Annotated in this window: 8 protein-coding genes; all 8 read right to left on the bottom strand. The window is 76.7% G+C overall.

Annotated features, from left to right (window positions below):
• Positions 1-613 precede the first annotated feature (613 nt).
• Genes ACZ7LB_RS29305 through ACZ7LB_RS29270 form a run of 8 tightly spaced genes read right to left on the bottom strand, consistent with a single transcriptional unit; the run spans position 614 to position 18230 of the window.
• The gene (locus ACZ7LB_RS29305; protein ID WP_471472276.1) at positions 614-2512 is read right to left on the bottom strand and encodes a N,N-dimethylformamidase beta subunit family domain-containing protein; all 1899 of its coding nucleotides are present in this window, start codon (positions 2510-2512) and stop codon (positions 614-616) included.
• Positions 2509-4050 (bottom strand): condensation domain-containing protein, encoded by a 1542-nt coding sequence (locus tag ACZ7LB_RS29300; RefSeq protein ID WP_471472274.1) that lies wholly within the window; start codon positions 4048-4050, stop codon positions 2509-2511. The genes ACZ7LB_RS29305 and ACZ7LB_RS29300 overlap by 4 nt, the downstream gene beginning before the upstream one ends.
• Positions 4047-4322 carry a phosphopantetheine-binding protein gene (locus ACZ7LB_RS29295; RefSeq protein WP_471472272.1) on the bottom strand — a complete coding sequence of 92 codons (276 nt, stop codon included), beginning with the start codon at positions 4320-4322 and terminating at the stop codon, positions 4047-4049. Before ACZ7LB_RS29295 ends, ACZ7LB_RS29300 begins: the two co-directional genes overlap by 4 nt.
• Positions 4319-4546 (bottom strand): MbtH family protein, encoded by a 228-nt coding sequence (locus ACZ7LB_RS29290; RefSeq protein WP_161227557.1) that lies wholly within the window; start codon positions 4544-4546, stop codon positions 4319-4321. The genes ACZ7LB_RS29295 and ACZ7LB_RS29290 overlap by 4 nt, the downstream gene beginning before the upstream one ends.
• Positions 4547-4550: 4 nt before the next feature.
• A complete protein-coding gene (locus tag ACZ7LB_RS29285; protein WP_471472270.1) occupies positions 4551-7619 on the bottom strand; it encodes a non-ribosomal peptide synthetase in 3069 nt (1022 codons plus the stop codon).
• Positions 7616-9121 carry a class I adenylate-forming enzyme family protein gene (locus ACZ7LB_RS29280; RefSeq protein WP_471472268.1) on the bottom strand — a complete coding sequence of 502 codons (1506 nt, stop codon included), beginning with the start codon at positions 9119-9121 and terminating at the stop codon, positions 7616-7618. The genes ACZ7LB_RS29285 and ACZ7LB_RS29280 overlap by 4 nt, the downstream gene beginning before the upstream one ends.
• Positions 9118-14970 (bottom strand): amino acid adenylation domain-containing protein, encoded by a 5853-nt coding sequence (locus ACZ7LB_RS29275; RefSeq protein ID WP_471472266.1) that lies wholly within the window; start codon positions 14968-14970, stop codon positions 9118-9120. Before ACZ7LB_RS29275 ends, ACZ7LB_RS29280 begins: the two co-directional genes overlap by 4 nt.
• A complete protein-coding gene (locus ACZ7LB_RS29270; RefSeq protein WP_471472264.1) occupies positions 14967-18230 on the bottom strand; it encodes an amino acid adenylation domain-containing protein in 3264 nt (1087 codons plus the stop codon). The genes ACZ7LB_RS29275 and ACZ7LB_RS29270 overlap by 4 nt, the downstream gene beginning before the upstream one ends.
• Positions 18231-18348 lie beyond the last annotated feature (118 nt).

Genomic DNA, 18348 nt, shown 5'->3' with positions numbered 1-18348 from the left:
TCTGGGACGGTCCACAAATGCCTCCGGACATGGGGGAGATGGGGAGGGCGGAGCGCGTTCAACTTGGTCCAGACCAATGTGGTTGTCAACCCCTCACGCGGATCACCCCTCGTGCGCACCACCACCCGCCCCCGACCACGGTCACCGAGGACCGGGAGCCCGTCGTACCGGTCCGGTCCCCGGCCTCCGAGCGGCCTTCGGTACCCAGGGCTCCACCGCCTCGTCCGACGCGGTGCCGGATGCCGGGCCAGGTGGTCCAGGCCCTCGCGGGCCCGGCTCGGCCCGTGGTCCACCGGACCACCGGCTGCGTCCGGTGACCCGCCCGGGACGAGGGCCTCGCGCAGGCCGGGCCGTGACCGTCTTCGGAGGCCCGCAGGTCCCCGAGCACGGCCGGCGCCCGCACCTTTGGGGCCGACAGCGCCGAGCCCGTCCACCGGGGCGCACGGGGCGGCCGGTGTACGGAGCGACGTGCCGGGGCCCGGAAGGAGACGTGAATTCCTCCCGGGCCCACACGCGTTGGCTTCGGTGCTTCGGGGTGGCCCGGCCCGGGCGTCATTCCCGGGTGGTCCCCGCCGTCACCCCCGGGCGGGCGCGGTGCGCCGGGCGGGCCGGGTCACAGGGGCGGGTGGCTGATCAGGTGGTCGTCCTCCGTCGTCGCCAGGAGGCGGCCCGCGTACGACGCCAGCAGCACGGCGGGCGGGAACGGGACGGCCGGGGTGAAGGGTTCGGGGACGGTGGTCGGAGGGCGGGTGCGGAGGCCGTCGGGGGTCAGGGCGTGCAGCCGGGCGTTGAGCACGGTCAGGGAGGCGGCCTTGGCGGCGGAGCCCAGCGGGGCCCACGCGGCCGCCGCGTCCCCGGAGGGGCGGTGGTGCAGGGCGTCGTCGTGCGCGGTCACCGCGAACAGGGTGTTGTCGCACATCGCGAGAGCCGTCGTCCCGGCGGGCACCGGCCCCACCGGCACCCAGGGCGCCGCCTCCGGCACCGGATCGCGGTACAGGAGACGGTCGTCGGCGGAGACCGCGAGCAGCGCCAGCGGCAGCGGATGGCACGCCTCGCGCGCGGAGGTCAGGCAGCGGATCTCCGGTGCCGGGCCCGCGGCGGGCGGGCAGGGCGTCCAGGGCAGGTTCTGGTCGGACGGCTCGCGGTGCAGCAGGGTCCGGCCGTCCTCCGCCACCGCGAACAGCAGTCCCTCGCAGGCGGTGAGCGCCCGCAGCCGCGGCGTACGGCCCACGGTGTGCCAGCGGGGGGCCGGGGCCGCCTCGGACAGGCGGTCCAGGACGTTGCGGGTGACCCGGTCCACGGCCGGATCGCCCAGCGCCCGGCCCCAGTTGATGGTGGCCGCGTTGAACACGGTGCCGCCGCCCAGCCGGAAGACCCCCATGGTGGCCCAGCCGCCCTGGCCGTACCGCCGCCAGTGCCGCAGGTCGGCCGTGGCCAGCACGGCGAACGAGCGGGGGGTGCCGTCCCGCCCGGTGGGCCGGGGCACACCGAGCGACCAGTCCAGTTCGGCCGCGTCGGTCTCGTAGCCGAGCGCGCCCGGGGCGAAGGAGTCGCCGTCGGACAGGCCCGTCCCCTCGAAGACCCAGTGGTCGGCGAAGCGGACGGTGTACGCCTCCCGGCCGATCACCGCCATGCCCTCGCCCCACGCGCCCGCGCCGTTCCGGAAGCTGACCCCGGTCATGGTGTTCTCGGGCCGGTCCACGGGGGAGCTGGACCACTCGACCGTGGCGCGCCGCGGGTCCACGGCGGTGACCGGGTCGGCGGCGGCGTCACGGTGGCAGACCATGGTGCGTCCGCCGTCCTCCAGACGGATCTGCCACCAGGAGGTGTTGGCCGCGAAGACGGCCAGGTTGCCGCCCCGGCGGACGAACTCCTCGACGCTGTCGCGCATCCCGGCCGACCAGTACTCGTCGTGCCCGTTGACGACCAGCAGGCGGTAGGCGGAGAGGAGCCCGGCCCCGTCGTCCAGGTCGAAGCCCGAGCAGAACTCGACCTCGTACCCGGCGCGCGGCAGCCAGCGCAGCAGCGGCTCCTCCCAGCGCTCCGGCGGCGGGCCGCCGCCCGGCCCGGTCAGGGAGACCCGGGCGGCGCGGTGCGGCTGTTCGGCGTAGTAGATGCTGCGGCCCGGCTCGCCCGCCCGGTGGTACGCGCGCCAGGTGGCGAACGGGACGGAGACCAGGACGGAGGCGGCGGCGCCGGGCCGGGCGGCGCGCACCACGAACCAGACCTCGTGCTCGGCGTCCCGCTCCGGCTCCGGGACCTCCGGCCGGTCGTCGTGGAAGCTCGCCCGGTACAGCGAACTCGCCCAGTCCCCGGGGACGTCGAGGGTCCACTCGGTGCCCCGCACGGGTTCCCGGAGCACGTCCCGGCCGCCGACGACGTCCGTGACGACGACCCGGCCGGTGAGGGGGCCGCCGTCGCCCGCGGCCAGCCCGAAGCGCATCCGGCCGCCCTGGACGCAGGAGGTGGAATCCGTCCGCGCGACCGGGCGGGCGACCCGTCCCGCACTCATCGCCCGGCGCCTTCCGCGGCGGCCGCGCCCCGGTGGGCGGAGAGCAGCGCGGGCAGATCGGCCAGCCGGGGCGGGGAACCGGCCGCCGAGGCGGTCAGCACCTGCTCCAGCGCGCTCAGATGGGCGTGGACCGCCTCCGGCGGCAGATACGCGGTGTCGGCGGTGAGCGTGACCGTCAGCGCGGTGTCGTCGCCGGTCAGATGGAGGCAGTAGCGGCACGCGACGCGGTCCTGGGTCGCCGGGAAGTCCAGCACGGTACGGGCCCGCAGCGCGGCCAGCTCGTCCGCGTCCGGCGCGGGCGCGGGGACCGCGTGGCGTTCCGCGAGCCGCATGTCGTTGAAGCAGCAGTACGGATGGACCTCGGTGCCGCGCTCCCGGGAGGCCCGCTCCAGCAGTGCGTCCCAGTCGGCCGGATCGTAGGCGGCGGCCCGGTACCCGGCGAGGGCGGCCGACCAGGCCGGCGGCAGCAGGTCGGTGAAGACCGCCCGCTCGCCGTCCGGCCGTTCCGGGTCCTCCGGCAGGCGCAGCACGAACAGGGCGTCCTGGGACAGGGTGCTGACCAGGGTGCGGTGGTCCTGCGCGGCCCGGTTGCCCGCGATCGGCATCATGGCCGCCACCCGGTGCCCCTGGTCGGCGGCGACCAGCGCGGTCGCGGCCGTGAGCAGGACGGTGGAGCCGCTGACGCGGTGCCCGGCCGCCAGCGCGTCCACGGCGCGGGGCAGGGCGGCCGACACCAGCCGCCCGGTCCAGAACCGGGGGGTGCGCGGCGGGGCGGCCGGCGTGGGGAACATCGTCGGCGGCGCCTGCCGCAGCCCGGACTCCCAGTGGTCCAGGGCCGCCCGGCTCGCCCGGCGCCCGGCGGGGGAGTCCTGGCGCAGCGCGAGGTCGTACGGGGTCGCGGCACAGGCGGCGCCGGCCGAACCGCGCCGCACCAGCAGCCGCAGGTCCCGCACCAGCACCTCGGCGCCGTGCCCGTCGGCGGCCAGGTGGCACAGGGCCAGGACGACATGGGTGATCCGGCCGCCGGTGCCGCGCACGGCGCCGATCCGCACCGGCCACTCCGCCCCGTAGGCGAAGCGGCGGGAGGTGAGCGAGGCCAGCAGCTCCTCGGCGGCGGGCCCGGTCCGCGAGGGGTCGGGCTCGTCGTGGACGGTGACCTCGATGCGGCCCTCGGCGCACAGCCGCTGGCGCGGTGTGCCGTCGGGGTCCGACGGGAACCGGGTGCGCAGCGACTCGTGCCGGGTGAGCAGCGCGGTGAGGGCCGCGGTCAGCCGGGGCCCGTCGACGGGGGTGCCCCGGTCGGCGAGGGGGAGGACCCGGCCGATGTTGAAGTAGTGGTCGTTGGGCGCGGTGCGGCGGACGGCGTGCCAGATGGCGCGCTGGCCCCAGGTGAGGGGCGCGTCACCGGCACGGGCGCCGGTGAACGGGACGGTGAGCCGGTCCGGCCGGCCCGGGGGCGGCCCCGGCGGCGCTTCCGCCGCCGGGGCGCCCGGGTCCGCCGCCCGCGGCGCCGGGGCCTTCGGGGCCGCCGCCGTCACGGCGCGCCCGCCGAGGTCAGGCGCTCCACATGGGCCGTCAGGCCGTCCAGGCCCCCGGTGTGCAGGCCGGGGTCGCCGAGGTCGACGAGGATGCCGAACTCCTCCTCCAGGCCGTCGGCCAGCCGCAGCAGGGCGAGCGAGCCGACCCCCAGCGCGGCCAGGGGCTCGGTGGAGGCGAGGAGCTCCTCGGCGGAGAGCATGCCGTCGGTGGCCCCGGAGACCAGCTCGGCGAGGCGGTGGCGGAGCCGTGCGGGGGCGGCGGGGGCGGTCACCGGGAGCCCCCGGCGGTGTCGGCGGCGGTCTGCTCGGCCAGCCGGCGGCGCAGGCTCAGCGGGCGGATGTCCGGCCACACCCGGTCGACGTGGGCGGCGCACTCCTCCTCGGTGCCGCTGAAGCCCTCGGCGCGCCAGCCCGCGGGCAGCGGGGCCACCTCCGGCCACAGGGCGTGCTGTTCCTCGTCGTTGACGGCCACGAGGTAGCGGGTCTCGTCGCTCATGGGGTTACTCCTTGCACAGTGCGGTGACGGCGGCGGCGACGCCGTGCACGGTCGGGGTGTCGAAGAAGACGTCCAGGGGGACGTCCACGCCGAACTTCTGGTGGACGCGGGCGGCGATGGCGGTGATGGTCAGCGAGTGGCCGCCGAGGTCGAACAGGTCCTCGTCGGGCCGCAGGTCGTCCAGTTCCAGGACCTCCCGCCAGATGGCGAGCACCGCCTCGGTGACCGGTCCGGTCTCCTCCGCGGCCCCGCCGTGGCCGGCCGGGGGCGCCTCCGCGCGGACCGGGGCGGGCTCGGGCAGCGCGGCGCGGTCCAGCTTCCCGTTGGGGGTCAGCGGGAAGGCGTCCAGGACGACGTAGGCGCCGGGCAGGACGGCGGCCGGGAGGGCGGCGGCGAGATGGGCGCGCAGGGCGTCCGGACCGGGGGCGGGGCCGAGGGGGACGACGTAGGCGGTCAGCCGCAGGTCGCTCCCGGTGCCGTGGAGGGCGGCGGCGGCCTGGGCCACGCCCGGGTGGGCGGCCAGCAGGGTCTCGATCTCCCCGAGTTCGATCCGGTGCCCGCGCAGCTTGACCTGGGTGTCCGAGCGGCCCAGGTACTCCAGCCCCGCGCCGGGCAGCCGGCGCACGAGGTCACCGGTGCGGTAGAGGCGGGAGCCGGGCGGCCCGTAGGGGTCGGGGACGAAGCGGGCGGCGGTGAGCCCGGGGCGGTGCCGGTAGCCGTGGGCGACACCGGCGCCGCCCAGGTACAGCTCACCGGGCAGCCCGTAGGGGACGGGGTGCAGCCGGGCGTCGAGCACGTAGGTCCGGGTGTTGGCCACCGGCTCGCCGATGCCGACCCGGCCCTCGGCGGTGAGCGCGGGCTCCGCCAGGGTGGACCAGATGGTCGTCTCGGTCGGCCCGTACACGTTGACCAGGCGGCCGGTGGCCCCGGCCAGCGCGGTGGCCAGCGACGGGGGCAGCGCCTCGCCGCCGGTGAGCGCGGTCAGCCCCGGGGCGGCGCCGGTCAGGCCCGCGTCCAGGAGCAGCCGCCAGCCGCTGGGAGTGGCCTGGGCGTGGGTCACGCCCTCGGAGCGGAGCAGCTTCAGGAGCGCGGGGCCGTTGCGGTGGTCGCCCTCGGGGACGAGGACGACGCGCCCGCCGGTGATCAGCGGCAGCAGCAGTTCGACGGCGGAGATGTCGAAGGAGAGCGAGGTCAGCCCGAGCCAGCGGTCCCGCGGACCGGAGCCGAGGTGGTCGCGGAGCGAGCCGAGGACGTTGGCGAGCGCCGAGTGCGGGACCTCCACGCCCTTGGGGCGGCCGGTGGAGCCGGAGGTGTACAGCACATACGCGGCGTGCTCGGGACCGGGCCCGGTGGGCAGCGCCGGGACCCCCGCCCCGGCTCCCGGGGTGTCCGGGGGGGCCAGCTCCGCCGGAGCGAGGTCGCCCGGGCCCTCGGGGCGCTCGGTGATCCGCAGCGCCGACCGCGCGTCGGAGCGGATGAACTCCAGCCGTTCGGCGGGGTATCCGGGGTCGAGCGGCAGATACGCCGCCCCCGACGCCAGGACGGCGAGCACGGCGACGAGCTGGTCCCGGCCGCGGGGCAGGCCGATGCCGACCAGCGTGCCCGGACCCGCGCCGCGGCGGCGCAGCGCGGCGGCGGCGTGGGCGACCAGGCGGGCCAGCTCCCCGTACCCGAGGCTCTCCCCGTCGCCGATGACGGCGACGGCGCCGGGGTCCGCGGCGGCCCGCGCGGCGAACAGCGCGGGCACCGTGGTGGCCGCGAGCCCGGGCCGCGGCTCCGGAGCGCAGAGCTGGGCGCCCCGCTCGGCCATCCCCAGCAGCGGCAGGTCGCCCAGGGCGGTGCCGGGCTCGGCGAGGGCGCCGTCCAGCAGGGTGCTCCAGTGCCCGGCGATCCGCTCGGCCGCCGCGGGGGTGAGCGCGTCCGCCCGGTATTGGAGGCTGACGTCGATCTCGCCCGAGCTGTCCACGAGCTGGAGGTGGAGCAGGTTGCGCACGGTCCCGGCGAAGCCGATCCAGCGGACCGAGGCGGTCAGCCCGGCGCCGAAGTCGGGCGCGGCGGTGACCGGGCGGCGCCGGTAGCTCAGCGACAGCGGGGTCAGCGCGGTGCGGGGGGTCAGCCCCCGGACGGCGCGGCCCAGCGGCACGGCGCGGTGCCGGTACAGGGCGCGCAGCTCGTCCCGGACGCCGCGGGCCCAGACGGCGAACGGGGTGCCCGGGTCCGGCGCGGTGACCAGCGGCAGCTCGTTGACGGCGAGCCCGATTCCGACCGGTTCCCCCGGGCGGCGCAGGGACAGCTCGACGGCGGTGGCCGGGGCGGCGTTGCCGTAGCGGGCGAGCAGCGCGTGCCAGGTCGCGGTGAGCAGTTCGAAGCGGGTGACGCCGAGTTCCTGCGCGCGGTCGTCCAGGGCGAGGGCGCGCTCGCCGTCGATGCGGAAGGAGGTCTCGGCGCCGGGCGCCGGGACGGTGCCCGGGTCGGTGAGCGGGGCGAGGCCGGGCAGTACGGGCACCCCGGTGTCGTGCGGGCGGTCCGCCCAGTGCGCGGTGGCGGCGGCGACGGCGTCGGCGGTGGGCTCGCCGCCCGGCAGCGGGGCGGCGGGCGGCAGCGGCTCGCCCCGGTAGGCGGCGGCGAGGTCGTCGACCAGTTGGTCCTTGGACTCGCCGTCGAAGACGAGGTGGTGCGCCGTCAGCAGCAGGACGTGCCGGAACGGGCCGGTGCGGAAGAGGGCGAAGCGGTGCAGCGGCCCGGCCGCCGGGTCGAAGGGCCGGGACCGCTCCCGGTCGAGCAGCTCCGCCAGCTGCCCGGCGGCGCAGCTCACGGGGCGGGGCGGGGCCGGCGGCGCGGCGGGGCGGGTGGTGCCGTCCGGTGCCACCGCGAGGCCCAGGGCGGGATGGTGCGCGGCGACGGCCGCGCAGGCGTCGGCGAGCGCGTCGGCGTCGAGGGCGCCGGTCAACTCGACGGTCACCGCCAGGTGGTAGGCGGCCCCGGCGCGCAGGGTGCGTTCGGTGAGCCAGACGCCGTGCTGCGCCGGGGTGAGCGGGGCGGTGCCGAGCGGCGCGGTGCGGGGAACGTTCATCGGGTGGCCTCGCGGGGTTCTTGGGTGAGCAGTCGGCGCAGTTCGCGCTTGAGGACCTTGCCGCCCTCGTTGCGGGGCAGCGCGTCGAGGAACAGCACGGTGGCGGGGAGTTCGTGGACCGCGAGCCGGTCCAGGAGGAAGGTCCGCAGCTCCGCGGCCGTCAGCTCGCCGTCCGGGACGACGACGGCGGCCACGACGCTGCCGAGCACCGGGTGCGGCACACCCACCGCGGCGGTGTCCAGGACCCGGGGGTGGGCGTGCAGGGCGTCCTCGACCTGGAGCGTGGAGACCTTGTGCGCACCGGACTTGACCACGTCGCGTTCCCGGTCCAGCAGGTGGAGGAAGCCGTCCCCGTCGATCCGCCCCAGGTCGCCCATCCGCACCCAGCGGCCCCGGAACACCTCCCCGTCCCGCTCCCCGAGGTAGGCGCGGGGCGCGGCGGGGGAGCGCAGCCAGAGTTCGCCCGGCTCCCCGGCGTCCGCGTCCCGTCCGTCGGGGCCGGTCACCCGCAGGTCGGCCAGGGAGGCGGGGCGGCCGGGGGAGCCGGGGCGGGCGGGGTCGAACAGCAGGGTGATCTGGGCGGGAGCCGCCTCGGTCGAGGTGTAGTAGTTGACGATCTGGGCGCGGGGGAAGGCCCGGTCGAGGCCGAGCGCCACGGGCTGCGGCAGGGCGGCGGCGGTGGAGCCCACCAGCCGCACCCCGTCCAGCGCGCCCGAGGCGGTGGCCCCGGCCAGGGCGGGCGAGGCGAGCAGCTCGATCGCCATGGCGGGGACCAGGAAGACGCTGCCCGCCCCGTGCTCGGCGATCAGCCGCAGCAGGCGCGCCGGGGTGAAGTACGGCGCGGTGACGCACCGGGCGTGCGCGTTCAGCGCGTTGACGAGCATGGTCTGCCCGGCGTTGGTGCCGACCGGGAAGGCGTGCACGAAGGATTCGGAGTGGCGCAGCGGGCGCCGCCGGGGGTCCAGGGTGCAGCCGTGCGCCAGGTTGGCGTGCCGGGCCACGACGCCCTTGGGGGTGCCGGTGGTACCCGAGGTGTAGAGGATCTGCGCGGGCGCCCCCGGGTCGGGTGCGGGCGGCTCTGGTTCGCCGGGAGCGGCGTCGGCCACCGCCGCCGCCTCGGTCAGCGCCCGGACGTCGGCGGGGGTGCCGGGCGGCGCGTCCGGCCCGCCGTGCAGGACGAGGCGCGCCCCGGAGTCGGCCAGGACGTGCGCCGTCGCGGCGGGCGCCGACCGGTCCGACAGCGGCACCGCGACCGCCCCGGCGCGCAGGACGGCGAGGAACGCGACGGCGAACTCCGTCCAGCCGCCCGCCCCGTAGGACAGGGCGACCCGGTCGCCGGGCGCGGTCCCGGCCGCGCGCAGCGCCCCGGCCAGCGCGCCCGAACGGGACTGCCAGGAGGCGAAGTCGAGCCGGGCGGCGCCGCTGACGACGGCCGTGCGGTCGCCCTGCTCGGCGGCGCGGCGGGCCAGGAGTTCGGGCAGGGTGGCGGGGGCGTGGTTCACGGCGCGACCGCCTTCGCGCGGCGGGCGGCGGCCGTGCGGGCCCGCTCGCGCAGCCCGACCAGGTCGTCGGGTTCGGCGTCGGGGACCTCGCGGTCGAAGCGGGCCAGCACCGGCAGCCGCAGCCCGAGGGCGACCAGTCCGAGCATGGCGAGCCCGAACAGGACGTACATCAGGGCGATGCCGCGCCCCGGGCCGGTGCCGATCAGCGGGCCGAAGACCGGGGCGAGCGCGCCGCCCCGCTCCATCAGCGGGCCGAACAGGGAGGAGCCCAGCGGGGCGATGACCCCGTGGCCGAGCGGCAGCGTGGACCAGGCGACCAGGGTGTTCAGGGCGAAGACCCGGCCGTGGAACCGCTGGGGCACCTTCACCTGGACGATGGTCGAGTAGACGCCGTTGACCATGGACAGCGCGAAGGACATGCCGAACGCCCCGGCGGCGATCACCCACAGGCTGGCGTGCAGTCCGGTGACCGCGCCGGCCAGGGCGAGCAGCCCGGCGAGGCCGAGCATGCCGCGCAGCCGCTGGCGGCGCGGACCGCCCCAGAAGCCCATGACGATGCCGCCGAGGATGGCCCCGGCCCCGCCGGCGACGGCGACCCGGGCCGCGCCCGACAGGTCGTCGAAGGCCAGGACCATGGGGGTGGTGAGGAGGAACAGCGGGGACAGGAAGATGTTCAGGCCCGCGAACCAGAGGAGCATGGCCCGGAAGCCCCGGTTGCGCCAGGACAGCGCGAAGCCGTGCTTGATCTCGGAGACCAGCGACTCGCGCCGGGTCCAGGGCAGTGTCCGGGGGAACTTGACGGCGAGCAGGATGCCGATGGCCACCACGTAGCTGATCACGTCGATGATGAGGATGCCCTTGAGGCCGATCGCCGCCATCAGCGCCACCGCGACCAGCGGGACCACGAACTGGGCGGTACCGAAGGCGAGCTGGATGATGCCGTTGGCGTGGCCGAGGTACTGCTTGGGGACGATCTGCGGTACGGCGGAGGCGTAGGCGAGCCGTTGGAAGGTCAGGGCGACGGAGAGCACCCCGAGCAGGACGTAGACCTCCCAGGAGTGCAGTTGCCCGAGGAGCAGCAGGGTCAGCAGCCCGGCCTGGGTGGAGCAGGCGGCGACGTCGCCGGCGAGCAGCACCTTGCGCCGGTCCAGCCGGTCGACGAGGGCGCCGGCCAGCGGGCCGACGAGGATGCCGGGCACCATCGCGACCACCGCGTACAGGGCGTAGCGGGTCAGTGAGCCGGTCTGGAGCAGGATCCAGATGGGCAGGGCGAACTCGGTCAGCGCGGAGCCGGTGATGGAGGCGAGCTGTCCGGAGGCGACGAGGAGGAAGCGGCGCATGCTGGGCTGCGGCCCGTCGTCCTCGGTGGCGGTCGCCGCCCTGGACCGGGTGCCCGTGCCGGGCGCGCCCGGTCCCGCCGGGGCGGTGGCGGCGGTGCCCGTGCCGTCGGTCCCGGTCTCTGCGCTGTCTCCGCTGTCTCCGGTGTTCCCGGCGGTTCCGGTGTGCCCGGTTCCGGTGTCCCCGGCGGCGGTACCGGCCGCCGTGCCGGGAGCGGCCGCGGCGTCCGCGTCGTCTTCGGTCCCCGGCCCGTCGGCGGGGCCGGTCTCGGCGTGGAACCACCAGGAGTTGTCGGGGTCGGGGGCCGGCAGGGCGGCGGTGGTGCCGTCGAGGACGGCGGTGTGCACGGTGGTGATGGCCTCGGCCACCTCGGCGGCCCGGTACTTGAGGAAGAAGTGCCCGCCCTGGTCGAGGACGGCGACGGCGGACCGCTCGGCCAGCAGCAGCCACTCGCGGTAGCGCTCCTGGTAGAAGTCGGCGGCCGGGTCCTGGTCGCCGATCAGCGAGACCAGCGGGGCGCGCAGCCGGGGGGCGCCCGCGGCGACCTCGGCGATGGCGCGGGTGAAGTACTCCTCGGCCGCCTGGGAGTCGCGGCGCATGTTGCCGATGATGAACCTGGTCTGCTCCTCGCCCAGTTCGGAGGTGTCGACGCCGAGCCCGGTCAGCCAGTTCAGATAGACCCGGTCGCCGAGCAGCGGCTCCAGCGAGGCGAAGCGGCTGAGCGCGCTCAGCAGACGGCTCTGCGGCCGGGCGAAGGGGAACTGGGCGCCCGCGTAGACCGCCTCCAGCTCCTGCCCGGCGGCCTCCAGGAGCCGGGAGACGGCGATGGCCAGGGCGGTGCCCACCCCGCAGTGCCCGTAGACCACGACGGGGCCCTCGACGCGCTCGGCCACCTCGGCGGCGACCCGTTCGGCCAGCTCGTCGAAGGGCAGCGGCTCCTCGGTGAGTCCCACGTCGTGCCCGGGGATCGCCACCGCCCACAGCTCCGCGTCGGGGGGCAGCGCGTCCGCGATGGGCTGGTAGACGACGGCGCTGCCGCCGCCGTACGGCACGCACACGTAGGTGCGGGCGCGGCGGGCGGCCGGGACCGGCGGGGTGAGCCGGTGCAGCAGCGGCCTCGGGGTGTCGTCGTGCTCGTCCCGCGCGGCGACGGCGGCCAGGTCGCGGACGGTGCGGTGGGTGAAGAGGTCCATGACGCTGATCGGCCGCGCCCCGGCCTCGCCGAGCCGGTTGCGGGCCTTGGCGACGACCTGGGTGGCCAGCAGGGAGTGCCCGCCGAGGTCGAAGAAGTCCTCGTCGGTGCCGACCTCGGTGAGTCCCAGCACCTCGGCCCAGATCGCGGCGAGCACGTGCTCGGCCGGGGTCGCGGGCCTGGTGGCCCCTCCGGCCCGCTTGATCTGCGGCGCGGGCAGGGCACGGCGGTCCAGCTTGCCGTTGGGGGTGAGCGGCAGGGCGGGGACGACGGCGAAGGCGGCCGGGACCTGGTGGTCGGGCAGCACCCGTTTGAGGGCGGCCCGCAGCGCGGCGGGCTCGGGCTCCTCGGCACCGGGGGCGGCGACCAGATAGCCGACGAGGCGCTTGTCGCCGGGCCGGTCCTCGCGCAGCACGACGGCGGCGTCGGCGATGTCCGGCCGGGCCCGCAGCGCGGCCTCCGTCTCGCCGGGCTCGATCCGCAGTCCGCGCAGCTTGACCTGCTGGTCGATCCGGCCGAGGTGCTCCAGGGTGCCGTCGGGGCGGCGGCGGGCCAGGTCCCCGGTGCGGTAGAGGCGGGAGCCGGGCGGCCCGTAGGGGTCGGGGACGAAGCGGGCCGCGGTCAGTCCGGGCCGCCGGTGGTAGCCGAGGGCGACGGCGGTGCCGCCGATGTGGAGTTCGCCGGGGGCGCCGGGCGGCACCGGCCGCAGGGCGGCGTCGAGCACGTAGAGCCGGGTGTTGTCGATGGGCAGCCCGATCGGCACCGTCTCCAGCGGGCCCTCGCACTCCCAGGAGGAGACGTCGACGGCGGCCTCGGTGGGACCGTAGAGGTTGGCGACGGAGCAGTGCGGCAGACGGGCGGTCAGCTCCCGGGCGGCGTCCGGCGGCAGGGCCTCGCCGCTGCTGATGACCCGGCGCAGACCGGTGCAGCGCTCGATTCCCTCCTCCGCGAGGAACACGGTGAGCATGGCGGGCACGAAGTGGGCGACGGTGATCCCGGCCCCGGCGATGACGTCGCGCAGATAGCCGCTGTCCTTCTGCCCGCCGGGCTTGGCGAGCACCAGCCGGGCACCGGAGATCAGCGGCCAGAAGAACTCCCAGACGGAGACGTCGAAGCCGGAGGGCGTCTTCTGCAGGACGGCGTCCTCGGGCCCCATCCGGTAGGTCTCCTGCATCCACTGGAGCCGGTTGGCGATGGCCCGGTGGGTGTTGGGGACGCCCTTGGGACGGCCGGTGGAGCCGGAGGTGTAGATGAGGTAGGCGGTGTCGTCCGGCCGGGGGCCGGCGGGTCGGGTGCGGGCCTTCGGCCATTCGGCCGGGTCGTCCAGGAGCAGCACCCGGGCCGCGCAGCCGTCCGGGGTGGGCAGCCCGCGCTGGGTGAGGAGCACCGGCGCGTCGCTGTCCGCCAGCAGGAAGGCGAGGCGCTCGGCGGGGTAGCCGGGCTCCAGCGGGGTGTAGCCGGCGCCCGCGCGCAGGATGCCGAGGAGACCGGCGACCAGCTCCGGCGAGCGTTCGGCGCTGATCGCGACGAGGCTGCCCGGGCCGACCCCCTCGGCGGCCAGCCGGGCGGCGATCCGGTCGGCCAGCGCGTCGAGTTCGCGGTAGGTGAGGGCCGGGCGGTCCTCCGTCGCCACGGCGACCGCGTCGGGGGTGCGGGCGATCTGCTCGGCCACCAGGGCGGTCAGGGTGGTCGCGGGACGGTCCACGGCGGTCTCGTTGAACCGCCGGGTCTCGAAGTCCCGTTCCTCCTCGGTGAGACCGCCCAGGGCCGACAGCGGGGTGTCGGGGGAGTCCGCGGCGGCCCGGAGGAACCGGCCGAGGTGGCCGGAGAGGCGGGCGATGTCGGCCTCGTCGAACAGGTCGGTGTTGTAGTTGAAGGATCCGTCGAGCCCGTGCGGCCACTCCTGGAGGAAGAGTTCCAGGTCGAACCGGGTACCGGCGGCGCGCACCCCGAACGGCTGGACGGTGAGGGGGAGTTCGCCCGCCGCGTCGCGCTGGGTGGCGTAGTTCTGCACGGCGAGGACGGCCTGGAAGACCGGCGGCCGGGAGACGTCCCGGGGGACCTTGAGCTCGCTCACCAGCTGGGCGAACGGCAGGTCCTGGTGGGCGTAGGCGTCCAGGCAGGTGTCGCGGGTGCGGCGGACCAGCTCGCCGAAGGAGGGGTCGCCCTCCAGCCGGGCCGGGAGCGCGAGGACGTTGACGAACATGCCGACGAGCGGTTCGAGTTCGGGCTCGGGGCGCCCGGCGACGGGCGAGCCCACGGCGAAGTCGCGCTGGCCGCTGTAGCGGGACAGGAGCGTCTGGAAGGCGGCCAGCAGCACCATGTAGACGGTCGCGTCGTGGCGGTGGGCGAGCGCGGAGAGGCGGTCGAGGAGCGCACGGTCCACGGAGAAGGAGAACCCGGCGCCCTCGAAGGTCTGGCGGGGCGGGCGCGGACGGGAGAAGGCCAGCTCCAGCGGTTCGGTGCCGGCCAGTGCCCCGGCCCAGTGGGCGACCTCGGCGTCGAGCCGCTCGCCGCTGAGCTGTTCGCGCTGCCAGAGGGCGAAGTCGCCGTACTGGACGACGAGTTCGGGCAACGGGTCGGGCTCTCCGGCCACCCGGGCGGCGTAGCCGCGCAGGACCTCGCCGAGCAGGACCTCGCTGGACCAGCCGTCGCTCACGCTGTGGTGGACGACCAGCAGCAGGACGTGGTCGTCGTCGGCGAGGCGCACCAGGAGCGCCCGCAGCAGCGGACCCTCCTCCAGGTCGAACGGGACCGCGGACGCCTCGTCGACCAGCCGCTCGGCCTCGTCCCGGTCGGCGGCACCGGCCAGTTCGAGGGCGGCGGGACCGGGCGGGTCGATGACCAGGCGCGGGCGGCCGTCCTCGGTGGCGGGGTAGCGGGAGCGCAGCGTCTCGTGGCGGGCCACGCAGGCGTCCAGGGCGGCGCGCAGCGCCTCGGTGTCCAGCGCGCCGCGCAGCCGCCGCACCACCGGGATGTTGTACGCGGCGGTGCCGGGGGCGTACTGCTCCATGAACCACAGCCGTTCCTGCGCGAACGACAGCGGAACGGGTGTGTCGGGGTCCCGGCGGGGCACGGTGGCGCGGGCCGGGGCGCGGGAGGCGAGCCGGCGGCGCAGCAACTCCCGCTTGGCGGCGGAGAGTCCGGCACCCCGGGGAGCGGGCACGGAGGGGCGGGAGCCGTCGTGCGGTGCGGGCTCCGCGGCCGGCGCGGGCTCCGCGGCCGGGGCGGCGGGGACGTCCCGCGTGGGCGCGGTGGCACCGGAGGCCGCGGGGGTGGTGGGATCGGGGACCGCCGGGGCGGTGGTGTCGGCGCTCATGAGGTGGGCCGGCTTCCTTCCAGTGCGTCCTGCGCGGCGAGCAGTTCCTCGGCCGCCGCGTCCGACAGGCCGTCGATCTCGTCGGCCAGGGCGTCTTCGACGGCCTCCGCGAAGGCGGCCACGGTGCGGTGGGTGAACAGGGCGCGCAGGGGGACGGCGAGGTCGATCGCGGCGCGGACGCGGGCGACGACACGGGTGGCGAGGAGCGAGTGGCCCCCGAGGTCGAAGAAGTCGTCATGGGCGCCGACCGGGCCGGTGCCCAGCACCTCCCGCCATACGTCCGCGACCAGTTCCTCGGCCTCGGTGCGGGGCGGCACGTGCGCGGCGCGCAGCCGTGAGCCGGGGTCGGGCGCGGGCAGGGCCGCCCGGTCCAGCTTGCCGTTCGGGGTGAGCGGGAGGGCGTCGAGGACGACCAGCGCGCCCGGCACCATGTGCGGCGGCAGGACGGCGGACAACTCGGCGCGCAGCGCGGCCGGATCGGGTGCCCCGGTCCCCGGCGCGGGCACCAGGTGGGCGACCAGGACATCGCCCCGGGCGGACACCACGGCCTGGGCCACGCCCTCCACGGCGAGCAGCGCGGACTCGATCTCGCCGGGCTCGATCCGGTAGCCGCGCACCTTCACCTGGCCGTCGAGGCGGCCGAGGAACTCCAGCCGCCCGTCGGCGCGGCGGCGCACCAGGTCGCCGGTGCGGTAGCGGCGGGCGCCGGGCGGCCCGTCGGGGTCGGGCACGAAGGCCCGGGCCGTGGCGCCGGGCCGGCCGAGGTAGCCGTCGGTCACGCCGGAGCCGCCGACGACCAGTTCACCGGGGGTGCCGGGCGGCACCGGCACGCCGTGGCGGTCGAGCACGGCCAGGGTGGTCCCGCCGATCGGGCGGCCGATGGGCGGCCGGTGCCGGGCGTCGCCGTCACCCAGGTCGGCGGTGGTGGCGATGACGGTCGTCTCGGTCGGGCCGTAGGAGTTGACCACCCGGACGGTGTCGCCGAACCGGTCCCGCCAGGCGGCGACGGCCTCGGGCCGCACCTGGTCGGCGCCGAGGATCAGCAGCCGCAGCCCGGCCGGCCAGGGCGTCTCGTCGAGGTCCGCCACCAGATGGTGCCAGTACGGAGTGGGCAGGTCGAGGACGGTGATCCCGGCCGAGCAGGGCTCCGCGAGCTGGTCGGGGAGGGCGGCGCCGGGGCGCGCGGTGACCAGGACGGCACCGGCGGCGAGGGCGGGGAACACCTCCTCGGCGCTGGTGTCGAAGGACAGGGAGGCGTACTGGAGGACGCGGTCGTCCCCGGTCAGCCCGTACCCCTCGCGCATCCAGGCGACCCGGGCGGCGAGCGCGCGGTGCGGCACCAGGACACCCTTGGGGGTGCCGGTGGAACCGGAGGTGTAGATGACGTAGGCGGGGTCGTCCGGCCCCGGCCCGGTGAGGGCGCCGTCGGGCGCCGCCGTCCGCTCCGGTGCCGCGGGCGGGGCGACCGGCAGGACCGGCACCTCGGCCGTCAGCCCCTCCACCGGCGCGCCGTCCGGGGTGAGCAGCAGCGCGGCGCGGCTGTCGCGGAGCATGAAGTCGAGCCGGGCGGCCGGGTACTCGGGGTCCAGGGGGAGGAATCCGGCGCCGATCCGCCAGGCCGCCAGCATCGCGACCACGGCCCTCGGCCCGCGCGGCAGGCAGAACGCGACCAGATCGCCGCGGCCCGCCCCGCCGGCCAGCAGCCGCCCGGCCAACTCGCGCGAGGCGTCGGCGAGTCCACTGCGGCTGAAGGTCTCGCCGGGCCCGGTCAGCGCGGTCGCGCCCGGTGCCTCGGCCGCGACCCGGTCGATGGTGTCGAGCACGGTCGGCTCGTACGGGGGGAGGGCGGGACCGGTGGCCTCCGCGCGCAGCAGCGCCAGGTCGTCGGCGTCCAGCAGCGGCAGCAGCCGCACCGGGGTGTCGGGGGCCGCCAGGGCGCCGCGCAGCAGCGTCTCGAAGCGGGCGGCGATCCGGGCCACCGCCGCGCCGTCCAGCAGGTCGGTGCGGTGTCCGAAGACGGCGTGCAGGTCGTCGCCGTCCGGCCGCACGTCCAGGGTGAGTTCGAACTTGGCGGCGGTGTGCCCGCCGTCCGTCTCGGTGCAGACCAGGTCCGCGAAGGCGTGCTCGTCGAGCGCCCCGCCGCTCTGGGTGTGGACCGTCAGCAGGGTCTGGAAGACGGGGGTGCGCCCGGTGTCCCGGTCCTGCCCCAGTTCCTCGGTGAGCCGCTCGAAGGGGACCCGGCCGTGGGTGAGGGCCCGCATCCAGTCGCCGCGCGTCCGGCGCAGCACGGCGTCGAAGGTGGGCGCCCCGGCGAGGTCGGCGCGCAGGACGACGGTGGAGGAGAAGTAGCCGACGGTCCGCTCGCTGTCGACGGTGGTGCGGGCCGCGGTGGGGACGCCGACGCAGAAGTCGTCCTGGCCGGTGCAGCGGTGCAGCAGGGTCTCGTAGGCGGCGGCCAGCACCATGAACGGGGTCATGCGCCGGGCACGGGCGAACGACTCCAGCTCCGGGCCCAGGCCGTGCAGCAGACGCGTGTGGTAGGCGCCGTCGCTGCCGGGCACGGTGGGCCGGGGGCGGTCCAGGGGAAGTTCCAACGGCGGTGCGCCCGCGAGGAGTTCACGCCAGTGGGTGAGCGCGGCGGCGGCGTCGGGACCGTCCAGCCAGGCGCGCTCGGCGGCGGCGTGGGCCAGGTAGGAGGGCGGCTCGGGAAGTTCGGCCGGGTGGCCCGCCCGGTGGGCGGCGTAGTGCTCGGCGAGTTCGGCGCGCAGCAGACCGAGGGACCAGCCGTCGGCGACTGTGTGGTGCAGGACGAGGCAGAACGTGTACGCCTCGTCACCGGTGCGCAGCAGGGCCGCGCGCAGCAGTGGGCCCCGGGCGAGGTCGAAGCCCGCGTTGGTCAGCGAGGCGACGGCGGCGGACGTCGCCGCCTCGGGGTGTCCGCGCATGTCGCGCTCGTCCAGCGGGACCGGCGAGGGCGGGTCTATCACCACGTAGGGGCGTCCGTCGACGGCGGGGAAGCGGCTGCGCAGCGCCTCGTGCCGGGCCACCACCGCGTCCAGGGCCGCCCGCAGGGAGCCGGGGGCGAGCGGGCCGGTGAACCGCAGGACGAGCGGGATGTTGTAGGACGGGTCGCCCGGGTCGAACTGGTCCAGGAACCAGAGACGTTCCTGTCCCACGGAGAGCACGGCGGCATCGTCGCCCGGTCTCGGTCCGCCGGTCCCGGAGGGCAAGGAACGGGACTCCTGGTCGATTCTGGGCATGGTGCTCCTGGGGCCGTGCTGGGCTGGTGCCCGAGCCTGGCCGGAAACCGTGTACAGCGCTCGTGTGCGAGGCGGCGGACGCTCGGGTGTGGGAAGGTGCCCTCGTGGGGCGGCCGTG

The sequence above is a fragment of the Streptomyces sp. NPDC107521 genome, assembly GCF_055598485.1.
This window is presented reverse-complemented; position numbering and strand designations above follow the sequence as displayed.